Raw genomic sequence first — 21,832 nt, 5'->3', positions numbered from 1 at the left:
AGTTCTTTACAACCAGTTAAAGAAATGAGAACAAAGGAGCAACAAAGACGGAGGCACCCATGACAACGCTCAAGACCCTGAAATCCATCGCAACGCGCTCGCACGACACCTTGTTGCAGGATGCTGTCGGTGCTGCCGCCCTTGTGGTCATGCTTTTTGTGGGGCTTCACCTGCCGAACCTGATCTGATTTCTGCCCGCTTTCTCGTGCCGGTCTGTCCCCAGCATCCGTCCCAAACTTGATGCTGCCGACGACACTGCCTGTCACATTTCGGTCGGGGTCTGCCGCCCCAGGATCGTCCGGGTCCCACACGAGAAACGTTTCCCTGCGCCGCCATCCCTTTGGATGTGCGGCGCTTTTTTTGCAAATTCAGTGTGTTGTGGCCTGCATGGCTTCGGCCATGGCCTCAATGCTCAGCAGGATGGACGCGTGACGGTTCTTGTAATCCACCGCCGGGCTCAAGACTTCGAAACCGTCAAAGGGCGCGTCTGGCACGGGTCCGGCTTCCTTGAGCATCTTGCGCAACTGGTCGCGCGCCTTTTCGATCTGTTCGAGGGTGGCACCGGGGGCGGCGGCACCGGTCACGGCAGCGGCAGCCTGGCCCAGGGCGCAGGCTTTCACGTCCTGACCCAGATCGGCGATTTTCCCGTCGCGCACCTTCACGTCGACGGTCACGGTTGATCCGCACAGGGGCGACCGGCGCTTGACCGTGGCATCCGGTGCCTCCAGCCGACCCAGATGCGGGATGTCCGCCGCCAGCGCGAGAATGCGCGCGGAATAGAGTTTGATCAGGTCATTATCGCCGGACATGGCTGTTCCCTTTGCAACTTATCCCCTACATAAACCCCTGTTCGGAAGATGCAAAAAAAATCAGTGAGGTGCCATGCCCTTCGACCCCGCAACGCTGACGTATAATGACGCAGGGCTGATCCCGGCCATCGCGCAGGACGCCACCAGCCAGGAGGTATTGATGCTGGCCTGGATGAACGCCGAAAGCATCGCACAGACCTTGCAAAGCGGGCAGGTCACTTATTGGAGCCGTTCGCGGCAGGCGTTCTGGGCCAAGGGGGCGACCAGCGGCAACGTGCAAAAGTTGGTGGAGATGCGGTTTGATTGCGACAGCGATTGCCTGCTGCTGATGGTCGATCAGACCGGGGCTGCGTGCCACACCGGGCGGCGGAGTTGTTTTTTCACGGCCATTCAGGACGGTGAAGCGGTCGAGGTCTGATCGTCACAGCCCGATCATCCCGCGGATGTCGGCGGGGCTGGCTCCTTCCTTGCGAAACAATGCGATTGCCCGTGCATCGTCGCGCTTGGCAAGACGTTTGCCCGCGTGATCCCGGATCAGCTTGTGATGATGGTAGACGGGGACGGGCAGATTCAGGAGTCCCTGCAACACGACATGGATCCGCGTGGCTTCAAACAGGTCTTCACCGCGCACCACATGGGAAATCCGCTGTTCGGCGTCGTCCAGCACGACCGACAGGTCATAGGAGGTTCCCATGTCGCGCCGCGCCAGCACGATATCTCCGACCTCCTGCATCAGGCTGTCGCGCCCGACCGTAACCCGGCCATGTGCGGGCCTATATCCGGTTTCCTCGAACGACAGCGTCGCCAAGTCCCCCACCTGCGCAAGCGCAGCGGCCATATCAAGACGCAGAACGCTGTCCGTGGGGCGCGGCCCGGTGCGGCTGGCACGGCTGCGGCAGGTTCCGGGGTAGATGATCCCATCTGGCCCCATCGGCACCCCTTCCTGCGGTGCGGAAAGCGCATTCTTGATGTCAGCGCGCGAACACGTGCAGGGGTAAAGCAATCCGCGCGCCCAAAGGTCATTCAGCGCGGCGTCATAGCTAGGCAACCGTTCTGACTGCCGCATCACTGGTGTAGGCCAGGTCAGGCCGAGCCAGTGCAGGTCATCATATATCTGCGCCTCCCATTCGGGGCGCGCGCGGTTCTGGTCGATGTCCTCGATCCGGAGCAGGCATTCTCCACCCGCCTCCTGCGCCATGTCATGGGCCAGCAATGCGGAAAAGGCATGCCCCAGATGCAGGGGTCCGGTGGGCGACGGGGCAAAGCGGGTTCGGAAAATCACTTCTTCTCAAGCACGTAGACCGTGGCCTTCAACCCAATGCCGGGCACATGATCACCGTGTTTGCGAAACAGCAGGCGCGCCGCGCCGCAATCGGTCCACTCGGACACCCGCGCTTCATAGGCGGGGTCTGCCAGCGTGTGATCATTGTAGGAGAACAGGAAATATCCCCCCGATGCCAATCCGCCCATCAGCTTGTCAAAGACCGCCACAGGTGCCGCGCCCGCGCCGATAACGCCGATGGCCGCGATGGTGGCATAGGTGCCGGGCGTGAACCCAAGGGGCGTGTCGGCCTCGATCTGGGACAGGGTGCGATAGACGTCCTTTTTCTCCGCCTGTGCCAGCATCTCCGCCGACAAATCGACGCCGTCCAGCACCTCGAAACCAGCAAGTTTCAGCGCCAGACCGGAAAGCCCGGTACCGCAGCCGAAATCAAGAATAGGCAGGCTGCGGTCCGTTTGCACATCCGCCAAAGCCGCCGCACAGCGGGCTGGCGTGACGTATCCGTTTTGCGCCAGTTCCGTCTCGTAACTGGCTGACCACGCATCATAAAGAGAGCGGGTAGAAGCGGCGTCGCGTGCGCCGTAGACCTTATTCAGATAACCATCCGACATGGCGCCAAGGGTAAGTGGCGCTGCAACAGGCGTCCAGTGTTAACTCTGCAACCAGCCTTGCCAGTCCTGCTTGGCGCGGTCGGTATACGCCTTGTAGCGATCCTTGCGGCCCCGCCGCCCCCCTTTGAGGCCCTGCACGGGCGGAAACAGCCCGAAGTTGACGTTCATCGGCTGGAAGGTCTTTGCGTCCGCCCCGCCGGTGATGTGAGTGATCAGCGCGCCAACGGCGGTCGTGTCGGGTGGCGGACCCAGCGGCGTGCCCCGCATTTCTGCCGTGGCCAGACGCCCCGCCAGCAGGCCCATGGCGGCACTTTCGACATATCCCTCCACACCGGTGATCTGCCCGGCAAAGCGGATGTTGGGCCGCGCGCGCAGGCGCATCTGGTCATCCAGCAACGTGGGAGAATTGATGAAGGAATTGCGATGGATGCCGCCCAGCCGCGCAAAACTGGCGTTCTCCAATCCGGGAATCGTCTTGAAAACGTCTTTCTGCGCGCCGTGCTTCATCTTGGTCTGGAAACCCACGATGTTGTAAAGCGTGCCCAGCTTGTTGTCCCGGCGCAGCTGCACGACGGCATAGGCCTTGATGTCCGGCTGGTGCGGGTTGGTCAGGCCCACGGGCTTCATCGGACCAAACCGCAGCGTTTCGCGGCCCCGTTCGGCCATCACTTCGATGGGCAGGCAACCATCGAAATACGTTGCCGTCTCCCCTTCGCGGAACTCCGTCTTGTCGGCGGCCAGCAGCGCGTCGATGAACGCCTCATACTGGTCGCGGTCCATCGGGCAGTTGAGGTAGGCCGTGCGCTCTTCCTCTGTCTCCCCCTTGTCATAGCGTGACTGCATCCAGGCTTTGGACATATCGATGCTGTCGAAATAGACGATGGGGGCTATTGCGTCGAAGAAAGCCAGCGCATCGACCCCCGTTTCGCCAGCAATCGCCTTTGCCAGCGCGCCGGAGGTCAGCGGCCCGGTTGCCACAATCCAGTGGCCTTGATCGGGAAGTTCGGTGATTTCGCCATATTCGACCGTCACATTCGGGTGCGCGGTCAGCGCGTCGGTGACCGACTGGGCAAACCGGTCCCGGTCCACGGCCAGGGCACCCCCGGCGGGCAGGGCGTGTTTGTCCGCCATGGAAATGATCAACCCGCCCGCCGCGCGCATTTCCCAGTGCAGCAGCCCCACGGCGTTTTGTTCGCTATCGTCGGAGCGGAAGGAGTTGGAACACACCATTTCCCCCAGCAATCCGGTCTGATGTGCGAATGTCCCGACCTGCGGCCGCATTTCATGCAGCACCACCTGCACGCCAGCCTCCGCCGCCTGCCATGCTGCTTCTGATCCGGCCATGCCGCCGCCGATGATATGGAGTGTCTCAGTCATGCCCGCGATGTAGGGGAGTGCGCCCAGCGGCGCAAGAACATCCGGGCGGGCGCGGTGCCGCAGGCGCATCTGGTCTTGTGTCGGGGAAGAGAGGCAGACCTTGGAGGGGAGTTGCCATGGGACGGGAGAGAGATTTTTGGGGTCGCCGCTGCGGGTATGGTCGGTCAGTGAGAGGCTGACCCGGAGGGACCTTCCGCAGGTGGCGACCCAAAATCATATCGGGCCGTCCGCCCTGACATAAAAGTGCCCCAATTGCGCCAGATTTGCCAGCGAAAAGACAGCAACAATCCCGTGCGACTTTGGAAACAATCATTACGGGAATATCTGGCCCTACTGCTCCCAGGTCGGATCGCGTTTTTCCAGGAAGGCATCGATGCCTTCGCGGGTGTCATCGCGCAGCATGTTTGTCACCATGACGTCGCCGGTATAGGCATAGGCTTCTGCCGTGGGCAGCTGCAGCTGTTGATAAAAGGCCTCCTTGCCGATCCGCACCGCGGCACCCAGCTTGGATGCGACCTGCGCGGCCAGCGCATCGGTTTCCGCAGCAAGGTCCGACGCAGAAACCACACGATTGACAAGCCCAAGTTCCTGCGCCCGCACCGCATCTATGAAATCCCCGGTGGTCAGCATCTCGAACGCCTGCTTGCGCGGGATGTTCCGGCTCAGCGCCACCATCGGGGTGGAGCAGAAAAGACCGATGTTCACGCCATTGACGCCAAACCGCGTGCCTTCGGCGGCGACCGCCATGTCGCAGGTCGCCACCAACTGACAGCCCGCGGCGGTGGCGATTCCATGCACTTGCGCAATCACCGGCTGCGGCATGGATTGAATGCGGGCCATCACCTTGCTGCACCGGTCGAACAAATCCCGGAATGCGGCCGCGCCGCCATCCTCGCTTTGGCGCATGGCCGTCATCTGGCGCAGGTCGTGGCCCGCGCAAAACGCTTTCCCGGTCCCCGACAGGGTCACCACACGCGTGGCCGGATCATCTGCCAATTGATCCAGCGTGCCTTGCAACGCCGCCAGCATCTCGTCTGACAGGGCATTCAGCCTGTCAGGCGCATTCATTGTTAGCTGTGCCACGGCACCACGCTGCGTCACTTGCAGAATTGTCATCTTGTTCCCCTTCGCGATCCGGTCCAAGTCTAGACCCGCGCAGCAAGGGAGAACAAGATGGCCGCAGAACCGGTGATGACAGCGCAGGAACTCGAAGCATTCATGCATCAGGTGTTTCAGCAGGTCGCAGATGATTTTGCCGTGGATCACGTGGCCTCCGGTGAGGTGACGATGCGGCTGAAGACCACCGACAAACATCTGCGCCCCGGCGGCACGGTGTCCGGCCCGTCGATGTTCGGCCTCGCGGATGTGGCCGCCTATGTCGCAACGCTGGCGATGATCGGGCCGCAGGCGCTTGCGGTGACAACCAATTGTTCGATTGATTTCATGCGCAAGCCGGAAGCGGGCAGGGATCTGGTCGCCAAGGCGCGGCTCCTGAAGCTGGGCAAGCAATTGTCGGTGACAGATGTCCTTTTGTACTCCGAAGGAAAGCCGGAGCCTGTGGCACGGGCGAGCCTGACCTATGCGATCCCGCCCAGGTCCATGGGGTGAGGGGAAGGGCCTTTTCAGGGCGCATCACGCCACCCCGCGTCAGCCTCCAAACCGAAACGCGCACTCACACCTTCAAGGCGCAACCCGTCCCGGACATTGCGCAAACGCGGCGCGCGGAATCGAAGGCGAAATGATACCCGTCCGCATCAAGCGGACTTGGCAGCGAATATGCCGGGTGTATGCTTTGGCCCATGGATTACGTCACGTCTCTGTTTGCACGAAAAATGGTTGTTGCGGCGGGTGATGGCGTTGACGCACCATCGCTTCTGAGGAGTGTCGGAATTGATCCCGACGGCCCGTGGGATCCGAAGGAAATGATCCCGGCTACGGGATACTACACCATGCTGGAACGCATGGCCGAAAAGATCGACGTGACAGAACTGCCGCTGCGTGTCGGTGCCTCCATGCGCCTTGACGAATATGGCGCGTTGGGTCTGGCATTCAAGGCGGCGACAACGCTGGGTGCGTCCTATGCCCGCATAGAACGCTATGCCCGGCTGTGGACCAGCGTGGTGGAATATGAACTGCGCCCGCACCCATTGGGCACCCTCTTTATCCTGCACAGGGCAGGCGACCGGGGCCTGGGTCTCCGGCTGTCAAACGAAGCGACACTGGCAAGCGGCGTGGCAATCGCGCGACAGGTCAGCCCTGCGCATGTCGAACCTCTCGAAGTTCTCATGCAGCATTCTGCGCCCAAAACGATCAGCGCGCACGAAGACTGGTTCGGTTGCCCTGTTCGGTTCGATGCCGAACTTGATGCGATCCTGTTCGCGCCAGAGACAATGGCGCAGCCAAACATTCTTGGTGACGAAGGGATCTCCCGCTACCTGATCTCACACCTCGATGCAGAGCTGTCGGAAATCACGACAGAGGCCACCCTGGTGGGCCAGGCCAGGGATGCCATCGCCCAGGGTCTGAGCGAGGGGACGCCAAAGATGGCGGATATCGCCCGCGGTCTTGGCCTGAGCGCACGTTCGTTTCACAGGCGCCTGTCGGAACACGGGATGAGCTTCAAGTCACTGACGGAGGAGACCCGGCGCGACCTCGCTGAAGGGCTGCTGCGCGATGACCGGCATACGCTCGCGGAAATTGCATTCCTGACCGGATTCTCCGAACAAAGCGCCTTTGCGCGTGCCTTCAAACGCTGGGTCGGGCACACCCCGGCCAGCTACCGCAGGTCGCTTTCTGGCCGCTGATTGCGCCCTTGGCGGTCCCGGTCAAAACAGTGGCAGGGCCGGTCAATACCGCCACCCTGACACTTGCGTATTCTTGGGCGATCAACCCAAGCTGAGGAGTACGAAAATGCAATCCAATCCTATTCTCGTCATCGGCGCGACGGGCAAGACCGGCTCACGCGTTGTGGCCCGACTTGAAGCCATGAACCTGCCAGTGCGGCACGGCACACGGCACGCGGCCATCCCCTTCGACTGGGATGCGCCGGACACATGGGCGCCCGTACTTGAAGGTGTCGACAAGGCCTATGTCACCTATTTCCCCGATCTTGCCTTTCCGGGTGCTGTGGAAAAGGTGGCCGCCTTTTGTGAGACCGCCCGCGCAAGTGGGCTGAAACACATCGTCCTGCTGTCCGGTCGCGGCGAACACCATGCCCGACAGGGCGAAGAGGCAGTGCGCCGCTCAGGGATCGACTTCACCCTGGTGCGGTCATCCTGGTTTGCCCAGAATTTCAGCGAAGGCTATCTGCGCGACCCTATTCTTGCAGGCGTGCTGCCAATGCCTGGCGGCATGGTCCGTGAACCGATCATCGACATCGATGATATCGCGGATGTCGTTGTGGCGGCGCTGACCGAGGAGGGCCACGCGGGCGAACTCTACGAAGTCACCGGCCCTAGGTTGATGAGCTTTGCCGACATGGCTGAGACAATGACACAGGCCACCGGGCGCTCCATCCGGCATGTTCCGATCAGCTTTGAGGACTTCCATGCCAACGTGGCGCAATCCGGTGGCGATTTTGTTGCGGATGTCTTTACCGGCATTGCCCGCGAAACCCTCGACGGGCGCAATGCGGAGGTCTGCGACGGCGTAACCCGCGCCTTGGGGCGTCCACCGCGTGACTTCGCCGATTATGCCGCGGCGGCTGCGACATCCGGCGCTTGGGCAACTGCTGCCTGATGATCCGGCCATACCACCTCAGAAGTATACGGAGCGTTCCATGACCTTTACCTTCTTTCAAAAACTAACTCTGGGTATCGCTGGCGCCTCTGCTTTGGCAGTTGGCCTGTCCATCCTTGCCGTCCCGCAGGCATTCTATGCCAGTTACGGCATCGCGCTTGGCGGTGACGTCAATCTGCTCAGCGAACTTCGTGCCCCTGCTGCGGGGCTCTGTGCACTTGGTGCTGTCATGCTGATCGGCATTTGGCACGACCGCTGGCGCGAGACGTCGATTGTCGCTGCATTTACGGTGTTCCTTGCCTTTCCGGCAGGGCGGATCATCGGGCTGATCGTGGATGGCATCCCCTCCGGAAGCGTCATGGGGGCGTTGATCCTGGAACTGGTGATCGCGGCCCTTTGCCTTGCCGCCTTTGGCCGCCGTCCCCGGACCGTGCGGGACGACAGGTGCAATCCGCAATCTGCACGGGTTTGAAATCGCGGGTCAAACCGGGTGGGAGGCGTGGTTCCCCCATCCGCATGCCCCTTCAGGGAGATCGATCATGTCACCTTTCATCTTTGTCCTTCTGCAACTGGCGATCCTCGCTTATGCGCTGGTTGCCGGCGTCTTTTTGGCGTTTTCCGATTTCATCATGCGGTCCCTGGCTGCGACGGGTGGCATCGGTGGCGTCGATGCCATGCAGACCATCAACCGCGAGGTGTTTCGCTGGGTCTTCATGGCGCTTTTCATCGGACTGGCCCCGGTTTCGCTGCTGATCTCTGCGTATGGCGGGATCTTTATGGGCAACGGGCCGGGCATGGTCATGATGCTGGCGGGCCTGTTGTATCTTATCGGCTGTTTCGGCGTCACGGTCTTTTTCAACGTGCCGATGAACGAAACGCTGGCAGGCATGGACCCGACCGCAGACGCAACCCGTGATTATTGGACCGGCACATATCTGCCGCGCTGGACCTTCTGGAACACCGTGCGCACCGTCGCCAGTGGCCTGGCCGCAGCACTGCTGCTGTTCGGACTGATGTGGATGGCCCAAACACAGGCGCAAGCGGTCTGACGGCGCCGGGGAAAAGATCCCGCGATTACCTGTGATATACCCTCGAAGGAATGGGGCGGCCGGTCCAATTCTTGTTGCTTTCAGACCTCGGGCGGCTTCTGCTGAGCAAAACGCATTTGCAGGGAATGACTGATATGACGGAACGCAAGCTCTATCTTGGCCCTCTCACAGACAACAGGCGTTGGGACATGGTCGACATACGGCCCGACGATGTGTTCGTTGTCACCCCGCCGAAATGCGGAACCACCTGGATGCAAACCATCGTGGCCCTGTTGTTCTCCGGCGATCCCGAGGTCGAAACCGAACTATCGGTCCGGATGCCCTGGGTGGATATTCGCATCCGCGAGATGGCGGAGGTGGCGGAGCGGCTTGCGGCGATGACCCACCGCCGCAGCATGAAAAGCCACACGCCTATGGACGGGCTGCCTTTGGATGATCAGGCGCAATATCTGTGCGTGTTTCGCCATCCGCTTGATGCGCATTTCTCCTTTCGCAAACACGCGCGTAACATCCCGATGTCCTGGTTCGACATGTGGTACCCCGAGAATGACGAGGAGGGCGTCACGTTTCGCCGCTTTCTGGATGGTGGGGCCGAAGGGTTTGACGGCGACGCCATGCCGCTTGCGCATATCATCCAGCATTTCAAAGCTGCCAGCGCGCTTGCGGATCGGCCCAATGTGTCGCTGTTTCACTACGCGGATATGACCCGTGATCTGCCGGGCACCTTTGCCAAAGTGGCCGAATTGCTCGACATCTCGCATCCTCCGCACGTTCTGGATCAATTGGTTCAGGCGGCGACCTTCGACAACATGAAGGCACATGCCGCCCGTTTCGCGCCCTCGGGCGGCAAGGGATTCATGAAGTCGGACAGCGCGTTTTTCCACAGCGGGACAAGCGGCAAATGGGATGGCAATCTGACGGAGAAGGAAATGCGCGCCTACGATGACATGATGGATGCCCATCTGACCCCCGCAGACCGGGCATGGCTGGAACAGGGCGAGGCAGGGCAGGTGCGTAGCTAGACAGATCTCGCGCGATGCCAGACGAAAACCTTTAGATCCCGCATCAATCCCGATGAAAAAAGGGCCGGGAAATCCCGGCCCAGTGAAGAGGTCTGGCAGAAGCCACAGGGATGCTACCCCTGCCAGAACGCGCGAGAGGCCTCTGTGAAAGCCTGCTCCGGCGTCAGTCCCACGTCGGCCAACTGCCAGGGTTCAAGCTGGCTCAGGGCGCGGCGTGTACGGGTGCGGATGCTCCATTTGGTGACGCAAACCGCAAATGTGACCGCCCAGCGGGCCGCGAAGGGCAGGCCGGGCTGAGAGAGGATACCGAGCGCGTCGGTGGAAACGGTTCTTGCGTGTGCCATGAGGAGTCTCCTTTTCGAAATGTATTGACACAATGTAGCCAATTGCTACAAATATATTGGTACAAAAAACGATACAAACCTGCTAGGAAAACATTGTCATGGATACAATTTGGCCGACAGACGCGCTGTCCGGGGCAGGCCCCAAGTACAAGACCGTGGTCGGCATGATCCGCAACAAGATCATCAGCGGAGAGTTGGCCGTCGGTGCCAAGCTGCCCCCGGTGCGCGAGCTGGCCTGGCAATTGCAGATCACGCCCGGAACTGTCGCACGTGCCTATACTGTGCTGACTGACAGCGGTGTGCTGAAAGCGGAAGTCGGGCGGGGCACCTTCGTGGCAACGCCTGAGGCGGGGCGGGTCATGCCCCCGCCGGATAAGCCGCTGAACCTGATTGAGATTGATGTCGTCGAACACAACAACGGCGGTGCGAATGAAGAGGCCGTCAATCTGTTCTCGCCGCATCTTCCTGATGGCGGGCAAGCGCAATTGATCCGCCATCTGCTTGGTGAGATTGCCAAGGATCCACCATCGGGTGTGATGCACTATCCCTCCCGCCGTTCTGCCACGGCAGCACGACAGGCGATCGCGGATTGGCTTCAGGGGGTGCCGATCGGACCATTCGACGAAAGCGACATTGTATTGTCACACGGTGGCCAGAACGGGGTGCTTCTGGTCCTGCAAACGGTCCTTCGGGGCCGCAGGCCGACTGTCTTTGTCGAAGAACTGGCCTATCCGGGATTTCGACGGGCCGCCGAACTGCTGCGCGCGGATATTGTACCAATCGCGATGGATGGGGACGGGATCATTCCCGATGCGCTTGCGCAGGCGGCGGTGGATCATCCCGAAGGCCAAGTGCTGTGCACATCACCCGAGGTGCACAGCCCCACCTGTGGTTTCACGCCCATATCCCGAAGGCTGGAGATCGTGAAGATCGCGCGCAAGCATGATCTGCAACTTCTGGAAGATGATTGTTACCGCATGGGTCGGGCCGAAGGCGAAGGATACCGCGCCCTGGCACCGGAGCGGGGCTGGTATGTCACCTCTCTTTCAAAGACGCTGACGCCCGCCTTGCGCGTCGGTTGTGCCATCGGGCCGCGCGGCACGACCAGCGCGCTGCACCGCGCGGCAGAGCATGGTTTTTTCGGCCTTGCCACGCCGATGATTGACTTGACGGCTGCGCTGCTGAGCCATCCGCAATTGCCCGACATCCTGAAAACCGCCCGTGACGGGGTGGAACGGTATGTGAAGGTGGCGGTGAACGAGTTGGGCGCTTTCGATCTGCGCTGGCGGCGGGACGTGCCGTTTCTTTGGCTGCACCTGCCTAAGGGCTGGCGCGCCAGCGCCTTTTGTCAGGCCGCTGAAAAGAAGGGCGTGCAGATCCGCGCGGCAGAGGAGTTTGCAGGCCGTGACGCACAGACGCCCCATGCGGTGCGCATGGCCATCAACGGGGGCGTGCCGCTGCCCCGTTTCGAAAGCGCCATGCACCGCCTGCGCGATTTGCTGGACAATCCGCCTGAACAGATCAGCGTTTGAGTGGGGTATAATAATACCTAATTTTCAAAGTACTGTTTTTGTGTGATTATTTGGGGTCTTTGGCGCTTGACCTGTCAGTGCAGGCAGATATAACCCGCCCATCTTCAAGGCGTGCGCGCGCACGCTTCAGCATCACATGGGAATTCCAGATGAAAACCTTCTCTGCAACACCGGCAGACATCGACAAGAAGTGGATCCTGATCGACGCGGAAGGCGTCGTTCTGGGCCGTCTTGCCTCGATCATCGCCACGCGCCTGCGCGGCAAGCACAAACCGTCCTTCACCCCCCACATGGATTGCGGTGACAATGTCATCGTGATCAATGCCGACAAGATCCAGATGACCGGCAACAAGCGGGATGAAAACTTCTACTGGCACACCGGCCACCCCGGCGGCATCAAGTCCCGCACCAAGGCGCAGATCCTTGAAGGCGCGCATCCAGAGCGGATCGTGACGCAGGCGGTCAAGCGCATGCTGCCCGGCAACCGTCTGAGCCGTCAGATCATGACAAACCTGCGCGTTTACGCCGGCACCGATCACCCCCATGAGGCGCAAAGCCCCGACGTTCTGGACGTGAAGTCCATGAACAAGAAAAACACCCGGAGCGCATAAAGATGGCTGAAGAAATCAAGACACTCGAAGGCCTCGAAGGGGCCGTGACCGAGAGCATCGGCGGCGTTCAGGGCACCAGCCCCGACACAGCGGTCGACACGATCACCCGCGAACCCGTCCGTGACGAACTGGGCCGCGCCTATGCCACCGGCAAGCGGAAAGACGCGATTGCCCGCGTCTGGATCAAGCCCGGCTCCGGCAAGGTCACCGTGAACGGCAAGGAGCAGAACACCTATTTTGCACGCCCCGTTCTGCAGATGATCCTCGCGCAGCCGTTCGGCATCACCAACACCGAAGGCCAGTTCGACGTGGTCGCCACCGTCAAGGGCGGCGGTCTGTCCGGTCAGGCCGGTGCGGTCAAGCACGGCGTGTCCAAGGCGCTGCAGCTTTATGACCCCTCCCTGCGCCCCGCGCTGAAAGCGGCAGGTTTCCTGACCCGCGACAGCCGTGTGGTCGAGCGGAAGAAATACGGCAAGGCCAAAGCGCGTAAGAGCTTCCAGTTCTCCAAGCGTTAAGCGTTATCCAAGATTTGTGGGAAAGGCCGTGCCGTTGGGCGCGGCCTTTTTCGTTTGGTTGGCGTGGTGCTTTGACGGCACACGCCAGACCCGGTAGCTGATATCCGGATAGAGATTTTAACCCTCCGGGGGGGTATTTTTAACCATTTGGAAGGGGGTGGCAGGCGGTCGTGCGATCATTCATCGGGCCGCACCAGGCCCAAGCCGCGCAGGTAGATCCCGATCCCGGTCTCCAGCAAATCCTCCGGTGGAAACGGCGAGGCGCGTCCCGGTGAATTCCGCGCGAACAACTCGACAACCCCGTGGCTCATTGCCCAGATATGCGCTGAAAACATCGACGCAGGCGGGCGTTTGTCTTCGGGGATGTGCTGGCTGAGGTCGGTTGCGGCCTTTTCCAGCACGCCATTGGCGCGGCCCGCAACGGCGGCCAGTTCCGGTGTGCGATTGACCGAAACACCGCTTTCAAACATCGCGATGTAGTGACCGGGATATTTGCGCGCGAATGCCAGATAGGCGCGGCCCGTCGCCTCAAACGCTTTCAGGGCGGAGGGTTGCCCGGATTGATAGGCGTATTCCATCAGGTCGGCGAAAATGCCGTAGCCCTGCAGGGCCGCTTCCGCGATCAGGTCCTCGCGTCCGTCGAAATGCCGGTAGACGGCGGCGGGCGTCACACCCGCCTCTTTGGCCGCCTCCGACAGGGTGAACCCCATCGGACCGCGCAGTTCGATCAGCTGCAGTGCGCCGTCGATCAGCGCCTGTCGCAGATTGCCGTGATGATAACCGCGTTTAGGCATCCCAGATGTCCGGGCCGCCGCTGATCTGCATGTCGATTTCACCAATCGCCTTTTCGTCTTTGCGTTTATAATCAAAGGCGTGCAGGACGATCCTCATCGCGTTCAGGCGCGCGCGGCGTTTGTCGTCGGACCGGATGACGGTCCAGGGGGCCGCGTCGGAGTGGCTGCGGGTCAGGGTCTCGCGGATCGCGTCGGAATAGGCGTCCCACAGCGGCAGGCCCTTCACGTCGATCCCGCTCAGCTTCCATTGCTTCAGCGGGTCGCTTTCGCGTGCCAGCATGCGCCGCAACTGCGCTGCACGTCCCACGTTCAGCCAGAACTTGAACAGGTGGATCCCTTCATCCACCAACATGTCCTCGAAGGGGTTGACCTGGGTAAAGAAATGCTCCCGTTCCGCGTCGGTGCAAAAGCCGAAGACATGCTCCACCACACCACGGTTGTACCAGCTGCGGTCAAAGAAAACCATCTCACCTTCAGTCGGCAAGTGTTTGATGTAGCGTTGAAAGTACCATTCCCCGCGTTCCGTTTCCGTGGGTTTGGACAGCGCCACGACCCGTGCGGCACGCGGGTTCAGGTTTTCACGCAACCGGCCGATGGTGCCGCCCTTGCCGGCCGCATCGCGCCCCTCGAACACCATGGCGATACGGGTGCCGGTGTCGCGTACCCAGGCCTGCAGTTTGACCAGTTCGATCTGTAACTTGGCATATTCCCGTTCATAGACCTTGCGCGCCAGCCGGTCACTGTGGGGATAGCCCGGCGTGATGATGTCACCCTTGTCGGCGCGCCGGATCGCGTTGCGGATCGCCTCTGGCGCGTCGTTTTCATAGTAAGCGCTGATCGCACCATCAAAGGGCAGGTCCATTGCGGCCTCCGTTCTGCTCGTCTTTGCTTCAATATGGGATGTTAATCGGATTAACGCAAACCGGCGCGTGCCGCGGCGCGGTCAATGGCCGCGATTATCTCATCCGGAACAGAGTGTTGCGGCATGTGCCCCTGACCGGGCAGCATCGTCAGATTGGCGTTGGGCGCGTCATTGACGAACCGTTGCGCGTGAATATCGGGGGGCACGGTGGTGTCCGCGCTGCCGTGCACCAGTTCAATGGGCATTGTCAGGGTTCCATATACCTTTTCCATCTCAACCACATGCGGGCGCAACGCGTTCACCTGTTGGGCATTGGCGCGGATGCTTTCGCGGCGCAGGGACAACCCGATCCCGAGATGCTTGGCATAGCCGTCGGGGGCCGGCTGGGGGGCAAACACCTCTCCCACGCTCTGCTCGACATAGCTTTCGGGCAGGAATGCCGTCGCCAGCGGGATCAACAATGCCCCGCCAAGGGTCGTGCCGCCCACCGTATAGGTCGGCCCCAATTCACCGGGCCAGGGCTTTGACACACTGGCCACCAGCACAAGGGCGGCTGTCTCATCATTCCGCTCCAACCCCCAGGCAAGGGCCACGATCCCGCCAAAGGAATGGCCCAGCACAATCGGGTTTTCCACGCCAAGCATGTCGGCGGCACCGGCCAGCAGCCTGGCCTGCTCCTGCGGGGTCTCCTCGCGCGCGTTCCAGGCCCCGGCTTTGGCGGGCAGACGCCCGGTCCAGCCCAGTCCGGGGCGGTCAAACATGATGACGCGGTAATCCTCGGCCAGCATCTGGGCAAAGCCCATGGTGAATTCGTTCAGGTTGCCGTTGGCGCCATGGATCAACACCACATCAGGCCCGCTGCCGATGATCTTGTAATGGACCGGGACCCCATCGACCGTGACGATTTCGCCCGCCGGGGGATGGGCGGCTTCGGCGGCGGCCTCATGGGCGCTGGCACGCCAATGGGTCAGGGCGACAAGCCCTGCAAGGCTGACAAGAACATAGATCATTACACGCACGTCAATCCTTTCCGATCAGGGACATATCAAACGGGGTGGTCTGGTATATCTCATTGATCCAGTTGCCATAAAGCAGATGCGCGTGCGACCGCCAGCGGTTCAGCGGTTGCTGCGCGGGGTTATCGCCCGGGTAATAGTTCCCCGGCACGTTGATCGGCGTGCCGTCGGCCACGTCGCGGTCGTATTCCTGTTTGAGCGTGTCACTGTCGTACTCAAAATGGTTGAAGACATAAAGCGCACGGTGCGCAGGGTCCTCGATCAGGCAGGGTCCGACCTCCGCACTGCCCAGAAGGGTCCGCAACGTCGGCACCGCGTCGACCTCTGCCTGCCGGATCTCCGTCCAGCGAGAGACCGGCATCACGCATTCATCCGAGAATCCCCGAAGATAGGGGGAGGAGGGCGCAAGGTTGCGGTGCCGGAAGCAGCCGAAGGCCTTGTGATCCAGCATGTGCTTTTTGACACCGTAGAAGTGATTGATCATCGCCATACCGCCCCAGCAGACGCCAAACGTCGAATGGACGTTGGTCTGGGTCCAATCCATGACGCGGGTCAGCTCGTCCCAGTAATCCACGTCTTCGAAGGCCAGATGCTCAATCGGGGCACCGGTGATGATCAGCCCATCAAATTTTTCGTCCCCCACATCCTCGAACGGGCGATAGAAGCTGGCCATATGTGCAGCGGCGGTGTTGCGTGTCTTGTGGTCTGACATGCGCAGCAGGCTTAGTTCGATCTGCAGGGGCGTGGCCCCGATCAGCCGGGCGAACTGGTTCTCCGTCTGGATTTTCTTGGGCATCAGATTCAACAGCGCGATGCGCAGCGGGCGAATGTCCTGACGTGCGGCCAGTTCCTCATCCAGCACCATGACACCCTCACGGGTCAGCACGTCATAGGCGGGCAGGGTTGCTGGGATCTTGATGGGCATTGCGCGGGTCCGTTGATCGTGAGGCTGTTAGATAGACCGCGCGCCGCGTCGTGCCAAGGGGGCCGGGGTCACGGCCCCGCGAGCGGTTTGAAGGCTTGCGTCTGGCCGGGCGGCCGGCCCATGTTGGTCCATCTGGACAACAGGAGTGCGGGATGCGGTGGGGTATTGGGGTTCTATTCTGGTTGTGGCCGGTGATCGGGGCGGCACAGGATGACCCGATGGCACTGCAACGGTGTATCTGGTCCTGCCTTGCCGATTCTCCCGGCGCGGATAGTCTGCAATACGATCAATGCGTTATTAGCCGGTGCAACGGCATCGCGGAACGGCCGCCTGCGCCGCGCCTGCCGGATTTCCAGACCGATTGGCAGATCGGCTTGGCCAGCAACGGGGTGCACCACTACGCGGGCACACAGGCCGAACAGGGCTATGCGTTCAATTATTTCTGCACGCCTGCCGAAAGCTATTTCGTGCTGGATCTGCCGATTGAGTCGGGGCAATACCGCCTGCTGATCGGATCGGTGGAATATCTGGTGCCCTTTGACCGCAAACGCGGGGCGCTGACGGTGGACATCCCGCCCGGTTCCGCCTTCATGCAAGCCGTGCAGGGCGGGCGCTGGCTTACCGTACAGGACATGAGCCGCCGCCACCTGATCCGCTTTTCCCTGCAAGGGGCCGGTCAGGCGATCGGCAACGCAACGGCGCAGTGTTTCTAGGGCAGGCACCCTGCGATCAGATCGACGAAATCCGCCTCGCCGCGCAGCGCCGCAATCTGGTCGGCGGTCACTGTCACGCCCCAGCGCGACATCGCCTCATACCGGGGCTGGCGGTGCGAAAGCGCGGCGGCATAGGTCCGGCGGATGAAATCATCGGGGTCGACGTCGCCCTCCTTGAGGCCCTTTTCGGCAAGATAGTCCGCCCAGACTTCTGCAAGGAATTCCGGCTGATAGGCCATCGGTTTGGGGGCTGCATCAAAGCGGCGGATCAGGTCCTGCTGATGGGCCACATCGCCCTTGATCCAGACCAGCAGACATTGCTCTGACAGTGCTGTCAGCAGCGGGTCTTCGGGGTCATCCGCATCGACCCATTCACAGATCGACCCGCCGGTGTCGCAGATGAAGTGCTCATAGCCATATAAGGACCGGGCCCGTGCGGCGAAATGGGGTGTGTCGTTCAGTGCGGCAATCTCCGCCTGCTTGAAGGCTTCCTGACGGGTGGCATATTCCGCCATCGGCAGGCCGTCCTTGTCCGCATTCCCCGGTTTGCCCAGCCATGTGGCGACAGGTGTCAGGTTCTCAAACGTGATGTTCGATCCGATATAGATACTGTCGCTCAGCAGCAGGTCGCGCAAAAAAGGGACCTTCATCGCCTCGGCCTTGGCATTGTCCGCGATGGTTTCGCCCAGATACCGGGTGCCGATGCGGTAATCGATGGAATAGTGAAACCAGTCGCCCGACCGGCGCAGCAGTGCCGCAAGATGGGTCTTGCCAAGCCCCGACATCCCGAAAACAAGCACCTTGCGGTGTGGGGCGGCGCGCCAGGCGTCGGCAGAGGGGTAGAGCATGTGCAGCGTCTCTTTCGAAGGAACTCTGCGCGTTATCTAACGCGCCTGCGCATCAGACGCCAGACGCGCCCGTCCAGCACGATCATGCCCACCACCAGCAGGGCAAAGCCTGCATAGGCCGCTGCGCTCAGGTCCTCATCCAGCAGCCACGCGCCCAGCATGATGGCAAAGGGCGGGATCAGCAGGGTCACCAGCATCAGGTTGCCACTGCCCGCCATGCCAAGCACGCGATAATAGAGCAGATAGGCGAACGCGGTCGAAATCAGCCCGACATAGACAATCGCGCCCCAGGTGCGCGGCGCCAGATCAAGGCTCAACGGTCCTTCGAACAGCCATGCCATCGGCACAAGGATCAGGGTGCCGCCGGTCAGCATGCCGGCCGCGGCCAGTTGCGGCGGCTGCCCACCCAGCCGCTTGCGGGCCCAGACAGACGCCAGCGCATAGGAGACCGTACCGCCGATCACGGCAAGCTGCGCCAGCGCGCGCAGATCGAAATTCCGCAGGTTTTCCAGACCGATGGCGGTCGCGACCCCGGCAAAGCCCAGCGTGACCCCAACCAGCTTGCGCGTCGTCAGCCGTTCGTCTGCAAAAAACAGCGCCGCCATCAGCACGCCGAAGATGGCGGTGGATGCATTGAGGATCGCGGTCAACCCGCTGGGGATATGCAGCTGCCCCCAGGCCATCAGGCCGAACGGTATGGCGTTGTTAAGCAGCCCCATCACCAGAAAGCCGACCCAGACGCGCGGATCGCGGGGCAGGGGCAAGCGCCGCCACCAGATCACCGCCCAAAGCGCCAGCATCGCCCAACCGACCCGGTGTGCGACCACCGTCAGCGGCCCGATTTCATCCAGCGCGATGCGGATCGCGGCAAAGGATCCGCCCCACACGGCCGCCAGCAAGAGCAATTCGGCCCAGGCCCGGCCAGAGAGTGATTTTTGTTCCATCATCAGACCTGCCTACGCGGCTGCGGGCCCTCCGACGACCCGGATCCTGCGGGTCCGCGCGATTCCGACCAGATGTTGAGGTAATTGGCCCCGAAAATCACCACGGCCCCCACGAAAACCCAGATATCCAGCGCCTCGCCATAGACCAGCATGGCAAGGATCGCGATGAACGGCAGGCGGGCAAAGTCAAACGGGGCCACCACGGCGGCGGGCGCGATGTTCAGGGCATTGGCAATGCAATAATGCGCCAGCAAACCGCACAGCCCCACCAGTACCAAAAGCGGCGCGCCCTGCACGGTGGGCGCGGCAATGTCGCCGTCATAGCCAGCGGTGATCAGGCCGAACACCAGTTGCAGCGCCGTGAGGTAGAACATGATGCCGGTCACGCTTTGCCGCCGGGTCAGTTTCTTGGTGAAGATGAACGTCAGCCCGAAAAACACGGCAGAACCCGCCGCCATCAGCATGCCGATGCTGACAGGCGTCATGCCGGGGCGCGCCACGATCAGGATACCGATAAACCCGATCACCGCCGCCAGCGCGCGCCACGCGGTCAACCGTTCTCCCAACAGGACCGCCGACAGCACCACCACCCAAAGCGGCGTGGTGAACTCCAGCGCGAAAACCAGCGCCAGCGGCGCGACCGTGACGGCATAGAACCACAGGTTCTGCCCCGCGAAATGCGCCAGGTTGCGGATCATGTGCAGGCCCAGCGTATCGCGGTTGATCTGGTGCAGCGTCCCGGCCCAACCGGCAACGGCCACCACGATCACCAACCCCACAAGCGAGCGGTACATCATGATCTCGAAGGTGTCGTATTGCGCGCCCAGCTCCCGCCCGGCGATGGCCATGGCGGAGAAGGATGAAATTGCGCCCAGCATCCAGAACGCCGCGCGCAAGGTTGTGCTCATGTCAGGCCGTTGACCGTGTATCTGCGTTCGATCCCGGCGGTCTGCCTGGCCCAGTCGCTGCCTTCTGCCCGGGCCTGATGGGCCTCGAATGCGGCTGCATCCGTGAACGCCTCGTCCACCTGCCAGATCAATGGGTCATCGGTGGGCACGACGGTGAAGGACAGACAGCCCGGCTCGGCCCGGGTCAGCCGAATGTGCGCGTCCAGTGCCGCGCGCACGCGGGCAGCCTCCGCAGCATTTGCGCAGATCAATTGCCCGGTCAGGGTCACTCCCATTCGATCGTCCCCGGCGGTTTGGAGGTGATGTCATAGGTCACCCGGTTGATCCCCGGTACCTCGTTTATGATGCGGGTGGCGGTCTCTCCCAGGAACTCATGGGTGAAGGGATAATAATCTGCCGTCATCCCATCGACGGAAGTGACCGCCCGCAGCGCGCAGGCAAAATCATAGGTCCGCCCGTCACCCATCACACCCACGGTGCGCACGGGCAGGATCGCCACGAACGCCTGCCAGATCTCGTCATAAAGCCCGTGCTTGCGGATCTGATCGATATAGACGGCGTCGGCCTCGCGCAGGATCTCCAGCTTTGGACGGGTGATCTCCCCCGGACAGCGGATTGCAAGGCCCGGACCGGGGAAGGGGTGGCGGCCAATGAAAGATGGTGGCAGGCCAAGCTCCGCGCCCAGCGCGCGGACCTCATCCTTGAAGAGCTCGCGCAGCGGCTCCACCAGTTTCAGGCCCATCTTCTCGGGCAGGCCACCGACGTTGTGATGGCTTTTGATGGTGACCGAAGGTCCCCCGGAAAAGGACACGGATTCAATCACATCCGGGTAAAGCGTGCCCTGGGCAAGGAAGGCCGCATCGCCCACGTCCTTTGCGTGCTTCTGGAACACATCGATAAACAGCTTGCCGATGATCTTGCGCTTGGTCTCCGGGTCGCTGACGCCATCCAATTCGCCCAGGAACAACTCCTGCTCATCGGCATGGATCAGCGGCATGTTGTAGTGGTCGCGGAACATAGTGACGACCTCTTCGGCCTCGCCCTTGCGCAACAATCCATGGTCGACAAAGACGCAGGTCAGCTGATCACCAATCGCCTCGTGGATCAGGACGGCGGCGACAGACGAATCGACGCCCCCCGACAGGCCACAGATCACCTTCTGATCCCCCACCTGCGCGCGAATCGCGGCAATCGCCTCTTCGCGGTAGGCGCTCATCGTCCAGTCGCCCTTGAAACCCGCCAGCCGCACGAAGTTTTCATAGAGCTTCGCGCCGTTGGGCGTGTGATGCACCTCCGGATGGAACTGCACCGCGTAAAAGTGCCGGTCGGTGTCCGCAGTGATGGCGAAAGGCGCATTCGGCGACGTGCCGAACACCTCGAAACCGGGGGCGATTTTGCTGACATGATCGCCATGGCTCATCCAGACCTGTTCGCGGTCGGTCGCGAACCAGCCGTGCAGCAGGTCAAGCTGGGTGGCCGTCGGGGTGACAAACGCCCGGCCAAATTCGGCCGTCCCGCCACCGCCGGAGATCTTGCCCCCCTCGACCTTGCCACCAAGCATCTGCATCATCACCTGTTGGCCATAGCAGATCCCCAGCACCGGCACGCCGCGCTCGAACACGGAAGCAGGCGGGCGGGGCGCGTCGTCATGCACCACGGACGCGGGACCGCCCGACAGGATCACCGCGCGCGGGGCGAAAGCATCCAGAAAGGCGTCATCCACGGTGTTGAAGGGATGAATTTCGCAAAAGACATTCAATTCGCGCAGGCGGCGGGCAATCAATTGCGTCACCTGGCTGCCAAAATCGATGATGAGAAGGCGGTCGTGGGAAAGCTCTGTCATGCTGCTCTGTTAGGCGAGGGGGCGCTGGGGGACAAGGGTTCATGCGCCCCCCTTGCAGACGCCGTTTCCGGGTCGGCCGTTGCGTCGCG

The 21,832-nt window shown here is 61.7% G+C and carries 27 protein-coding genes; 12 read left to right on the top strand and 15 right to left on the bottom strand.

Annotated features, from left to right (window positions below):
* Positions 1-59 precede the first annotated feature (59 nt).
* The gene (locus AB4X18_RS18835; RefSeq protein ID WP_370401520.1) at positions 60-188 is read left to right on the top strand and encodes a hypothetical protein; all 129 of its coding nucleotides are present in this window, start codon (positions 60-62) and stop codon (positions 186-188) included.
* A gap of 180 nt (positions 189-368) precedes the next feature.
* On the opposite strand, the gene AB4X18_RS18830 is transcribed toward AB4X18_RS18835, so the two are convergent.
* Positions 369-809: an iron-sulfur cluster assembly scaffold protein gene (locus AB4X18_RS18830; RefSeq protein WP_370401519.1), complete on the bottom strand. Its 441-nt coding sequence runs from the start codon at positions 807-809 to the stop codon at positions 369-371.
* A gap of 73 nt (positions 810-882) precedes the next feature.
* Between AB4X18_RS18830 and hisI the strand changes: the two genes are divergently transcribed.
* Positions 883-1,227 (top strand): phosphoribosyl-AMP cyclohydrolase, encoded by a 345-nt coding sequence (gene hisI / locus AB4X18_RS18825; RefSeq protein WP_370401518.1) that lies wholly within the window; start codon positions 883-885, stop codon positions 1,225-1,227.
* 3 nt (positions 1,228-1,230) lie between these two features.
* Here hisI and gluQRS read toward each other — a convergent pair whose 3' ends face one another.
* The 4 genes from gluQRS to AB4X18_RS18805 form a co-directional block, all read right to left on the bottom strand.
* Positions 1,231-2,091: a tRNA glutamyl-Q(34) synthetase GluQRS gene (gene gluQRS, locus AB4X18_RS18820; RefSeq protein ID WP_370401516.1), complete on the bottom strand. Its 861-nt coding sequence runs from the start codon at positions 2,089-2,091 to the stop codon at positions 1,231-1,233.
* A complete protein-coding gene (locus tag AB4X18_RS18815) occupies positions 2,088-2,702 on the bottom strand; it encodes a class I SAM-dependent DNA methyltransferase (RefSeq protein WP_370401515.1) in 615 nt (204 codons plus the stop codon). Before AB4X18_RS18815 ends, gluQRS begins: the two co-directional genes overlap by 4 nt.
* A gap of 39 nt (positions 2,703-2,741) precedes the next feature.
* A complete protein-coding gene (trmFO, locus tag AB4X18_RS18810) occupies positions 2,742-4,079 on the bottom strand; it encodes a methylenetetrahydrofolate--tRNA-(uracil(54)-C(5))-methyltransferase (FADH(2)-oxidizing) TrmFO (protein ID WP_432817440.1) in 1,338 nt (445 codons plus the stop codon).
* Between the two features lie 330 nt (positions 4,080-4,409).
* Positions 4,410-5,195 (bottom strand): enoyl-CoA hydratase, encoded by a 786-nt coding sequence (locus tag AB4X18_RS18805; protein ID WP_370401514.1) that lies wholly within the window; start codon positions 5,193-5,195, stop codon positions 4,410-4,412.
* A 57-nt stretch (positions 5,196-5,252) separates the two neighbouring features.
* On the opposite strand from AB4X18_RS18805, the gene AB4X18_RS18800 reads away from it, so the two are divergent.
* From AB4X18_RS18800 to AB4X18_RS18775, 6 genes are all read left to right on the top strand, one after another.
* Positions 5,253-5,687 carry a PaaI family thioesterase gene (locus AB4X18_RS18800; protein WP_370401513.1) on the top strand — a complete coding sequence of 145 codons (435 nt, stop codon included), beginning with the start codon at positions 5,253-5,255 and terminating at the stop codon, positions 5,685-5,687.
* Between the two features lie 191 nt (positions 5,688-5,878).
* Positions 5,879-6,883 (top strand): AraC family transcriptional regulator, encoded by a 1,005-nt coding sequence (locus AB4X18_RS18795; protein ID WP_370401512.1) that lies wholly within the window; start codon positions 5,879-5,881, stop codon positions 6,881-6,883.
* 106 nt (positions 6,884-6,989) lie between these two features.
* Positions 6,990-7,817 (top strand): NmrA family NAD(P)-binding protein, encoded by an 828-nt coding sequence (locus tag AB4X18_RS18790; protein ID WP_370401511.1) that lies wholly within the window; start codon positions 6,990-6,992, stop codon positions 7,815-7,817.
* Positions 7,818-7,857: 40 nt separating this feature from the next.
* Entirely contained in the window at positions 7,858-8,289 is a 432-nt protein-coding gene (locus AB4X18_RS18785) for a DUF4345 domain-containing protein (protein WP_370401510.1), read from the top strand.
* A gap of 67 nt (positions 8,290-8,356) precedes the next feature.
* Positions 8,357-8,866, top strand: coding sequence for a DUF1772 domain-containing protein (locus AB4X18_RS18780; RefSeq protein WP_370401509.1), 510 nt, complete (start codon positions 8,357-8,359; stop codon positions 8,864-8,866).
* Positions 8,867-9,000: 134 nt separating this feature from the next.
* On the top strand, positions 9,001-9,888 hold the full coding sequence (locus tag AB4X18_RS18775; protein WP_432816903.1) for a sulfotransferase domain-containing protein: 888 nt from the start codon (positions 9,001-9,003) through the stop codon (positions 9,886-9,888).
* 113 nt (positions 9,889-10,001) lie between these two features.
* Here the strand turns inward: AB4X18_RS18775 and AB4X18_RS18770 are convergent, their stop codons facing one another.
* Positions 10,002-10,232: a DUF1127 domain-containing protein gene (locus tag AB4X18_RS18770; RefSeq protein ID WP_370401507.1), complete on the bottom strand. Its 231-nt coding sequence runs from the start codon at positions 10,230-10,232 to the stop codon at positions 10,002-10,004.
* A gap of 98 nt (positions 10,233-10,330) precedes the next feature.
* Between AB4X18_RS18770 and AB4X18_RS18765 the strand changes: the two genes are divergently transcribed.
* From AB4X18_RS18765 to rpsI, 3 genes are all read left to right on the top strand, one after another.
* A complete protein-coding gene (locus AB4X18_RS18765; protein ID WP_370401506.1) occupies positions 10,331-11,764 on the top strand; it encodes a PLP-dependent aminotransferase family protein in 1,434 nt (477 codons plus the stop codon).
* Positions 11,765-11,913: 149 nt separating this feature from the next.
* Complete coding sequence (gene rplM, locus AB4X18_RS18760) at positions 11,914-12,375, top strand: 50S ribosomal protein L13 (protein WP_432816902.1); 462 nt, start codon at positions 11,914-11,916, stop codon at positions 12,373-12,375.
* A 2-nt stretch (positions 12,376-12,377) separates the two neighbouring features.
* Positions 12,378-12,890: a 30S ribosomal protein S9 gene (gene rpsI, locus AB4X18_RS18755; protein WP_370401505.1), complete on the top strand. Its 513-nt coding sequence runs from the start codon at positions 12,378-12,380 to the stop codon at positions 12,888-12,890.
* A 176-nt stretch (positions 12,891-13,066) separates the two neighbouring features.
* Here the strand turns inward: rpsI and AB4X18_RS18750 are convergent, their stop codons facing one another.
* Genes AB4X18_RS18750 through metA form a run of 4 tightly spaced genes read right to left on the bottom strand, consistent with a single transcriptional unit; the run spans position 13,067 to position 16,487 of the window.
* A complete protein-coding gene (locus AB4X18_RS18750) occupies positions 13,067-13,684 on the bottom strand; it encodes a TetR/AcrR family transcriptional regulator (protein ID WP_370401504.1) in 618 nt (205 codons plus the stop codon).
* Positions 13,677-14,546, bottom strand: a complete 870-nt coding sequence (gene ppk2 / locus AB4X18_RS18745) for a polyphosphate kinase 2 (RefSeq protein ID WP_432816901.1) — start codon at positions 14,544-14,546, stop codon at positions 13,677-13,679. Before ppk2 ends, AB4X18_RS18750 begins: the two co-directional genes overlap by 8 nt.
* Positions 14,547-14,596: 50 nt before the next feature.
* Complete coding sequence (locus tag AB4X18_RS18740) at positions 14,597-15,556, bottom strand: alpha/beta fold hydrolase (RefSeq protein WP_370401503.1); 960 nt, start codon at positions 15,554-15,556, stop codon at positions 14,597-14,599.
* A gap of 10 nt (positions 15,557-15,566) precedes the next feature.
* Positions 15,567-16,487, bottom strand: a complete 921-nt coding sequence (gene metA / locus AB4X18_RS18735; RefSeq protein WP_370401502.1) for a homoserine O-acetyltransferase MetA — start codon at positions 16,485-16,487, stop codon at positions 15,567-15,569.
* 152 nt (positions 16,488-16,639) lie between these two features.
* On the opposite strand from metA, the gene AB4X18_RS18730 reads away from it, so the two are divergent.
* Positions 16,640-17,200 (top strand): hypothetical protein, encoded by a 561-nt coding sequence (locus AB4X18_RS18730; RefSeq protein ID WP_370401501.1) that lies wholly within the window; start codon positions 16,640-16,642, stop codon positions 17,198-17,200.
* Here the strand turns inward: AB4X18_RS18730 and AB4X18_RS18725 are convergent.
* The 5 genes from AB4X18_RS18725 to guaA are packed head-to-tail and all read right to left on the bottom strand — an operon-like array spanning position 17,197 to position 21,743.
* Positions 17,197-18,048: an ATPase gene (locus AB4X18_RS18725; protein ID WP_370401500.1), complete on the bottom strand. Its 852-nt coding sequence runs from the start codon at positions 18,046-18,048 to the stop codon at positions 17,197-17,199. The two genes, AB4X18_RS18730 and AB4X18_RS18725, sit on opposite strands and share 4 nt — an antisense overlap.
* A gap of 32 nt (positions 18,049-18,080) precedes the next feature.
* Positions 18,081-18,995: a DMT family transporter gene (locus AB4X18_RS18720; protein WP_370401499.1), complete on the bottom strand. Its 915-nt coding sequence runs from the start codon at positions 18,993-18,995 to the stop codon at positions 18,081-18,083.
* Positions 18,995-19,900: a DMT family transporter gene (locus AB4X18_RS18715; protein WP_370401498.1), complete on the bottom strand. Its 906-nt coding sequence runs from the start codon at positions 19,898-19,900 to the stop codon at positions 18,995-18,997. The genes AB4X18_RS18720 and AB4X18_RS18715 overlap by 1 nt, the downstream gene beginning before the upstream one ends.
* Positions 19,897-20,175 (bottom strand): putative quinol monooxygenase, encoded by a 279-nt coding sequence (locus AB4X18_RS18710; RefSeq protein ID WP_432816900.1) that lies wholly within the window; start codon positions 20,173-20,175, stop codon positions 19,897-19,899. The genes AB4X18_RS18715 and AB4X18_RS18710 overlap by 4 nt, the downstream gene beginning before the upstream one ends.
* Positions 20,166-21,743, bottom strand: coding sequence for a glutamine-hydrolyzing GMP synthase (gene guaA / locus AB4X18_RS18705; protein WP_432816899.1), 1,578 nt, complete (start codon positions 21,741-21,743; stop codon positions 20,166-20,168). Before guaA ends, AB4X18_RS18710 begins: the two co-directional genes overlap by 10 nt.
* Positions 21,744-21,832: the final 89 nt, after the last annotated feature.

This window comes from Sulfitobacter rhodophyticola (assembly GCF_041281685.2).
In the GTDB taxonomy this organism is placed as follows: Bacteria; Pseudomonadota; Alphaproteobacteria; order Rhodobacterales; family Rhodobacteraceae; genus Sulfitobacter.
The sequence above is the reverse complement of the archived record's forward strand: the minus strand, read 5'-3'. Positions and strand labels throughout refer to the sequence as shown.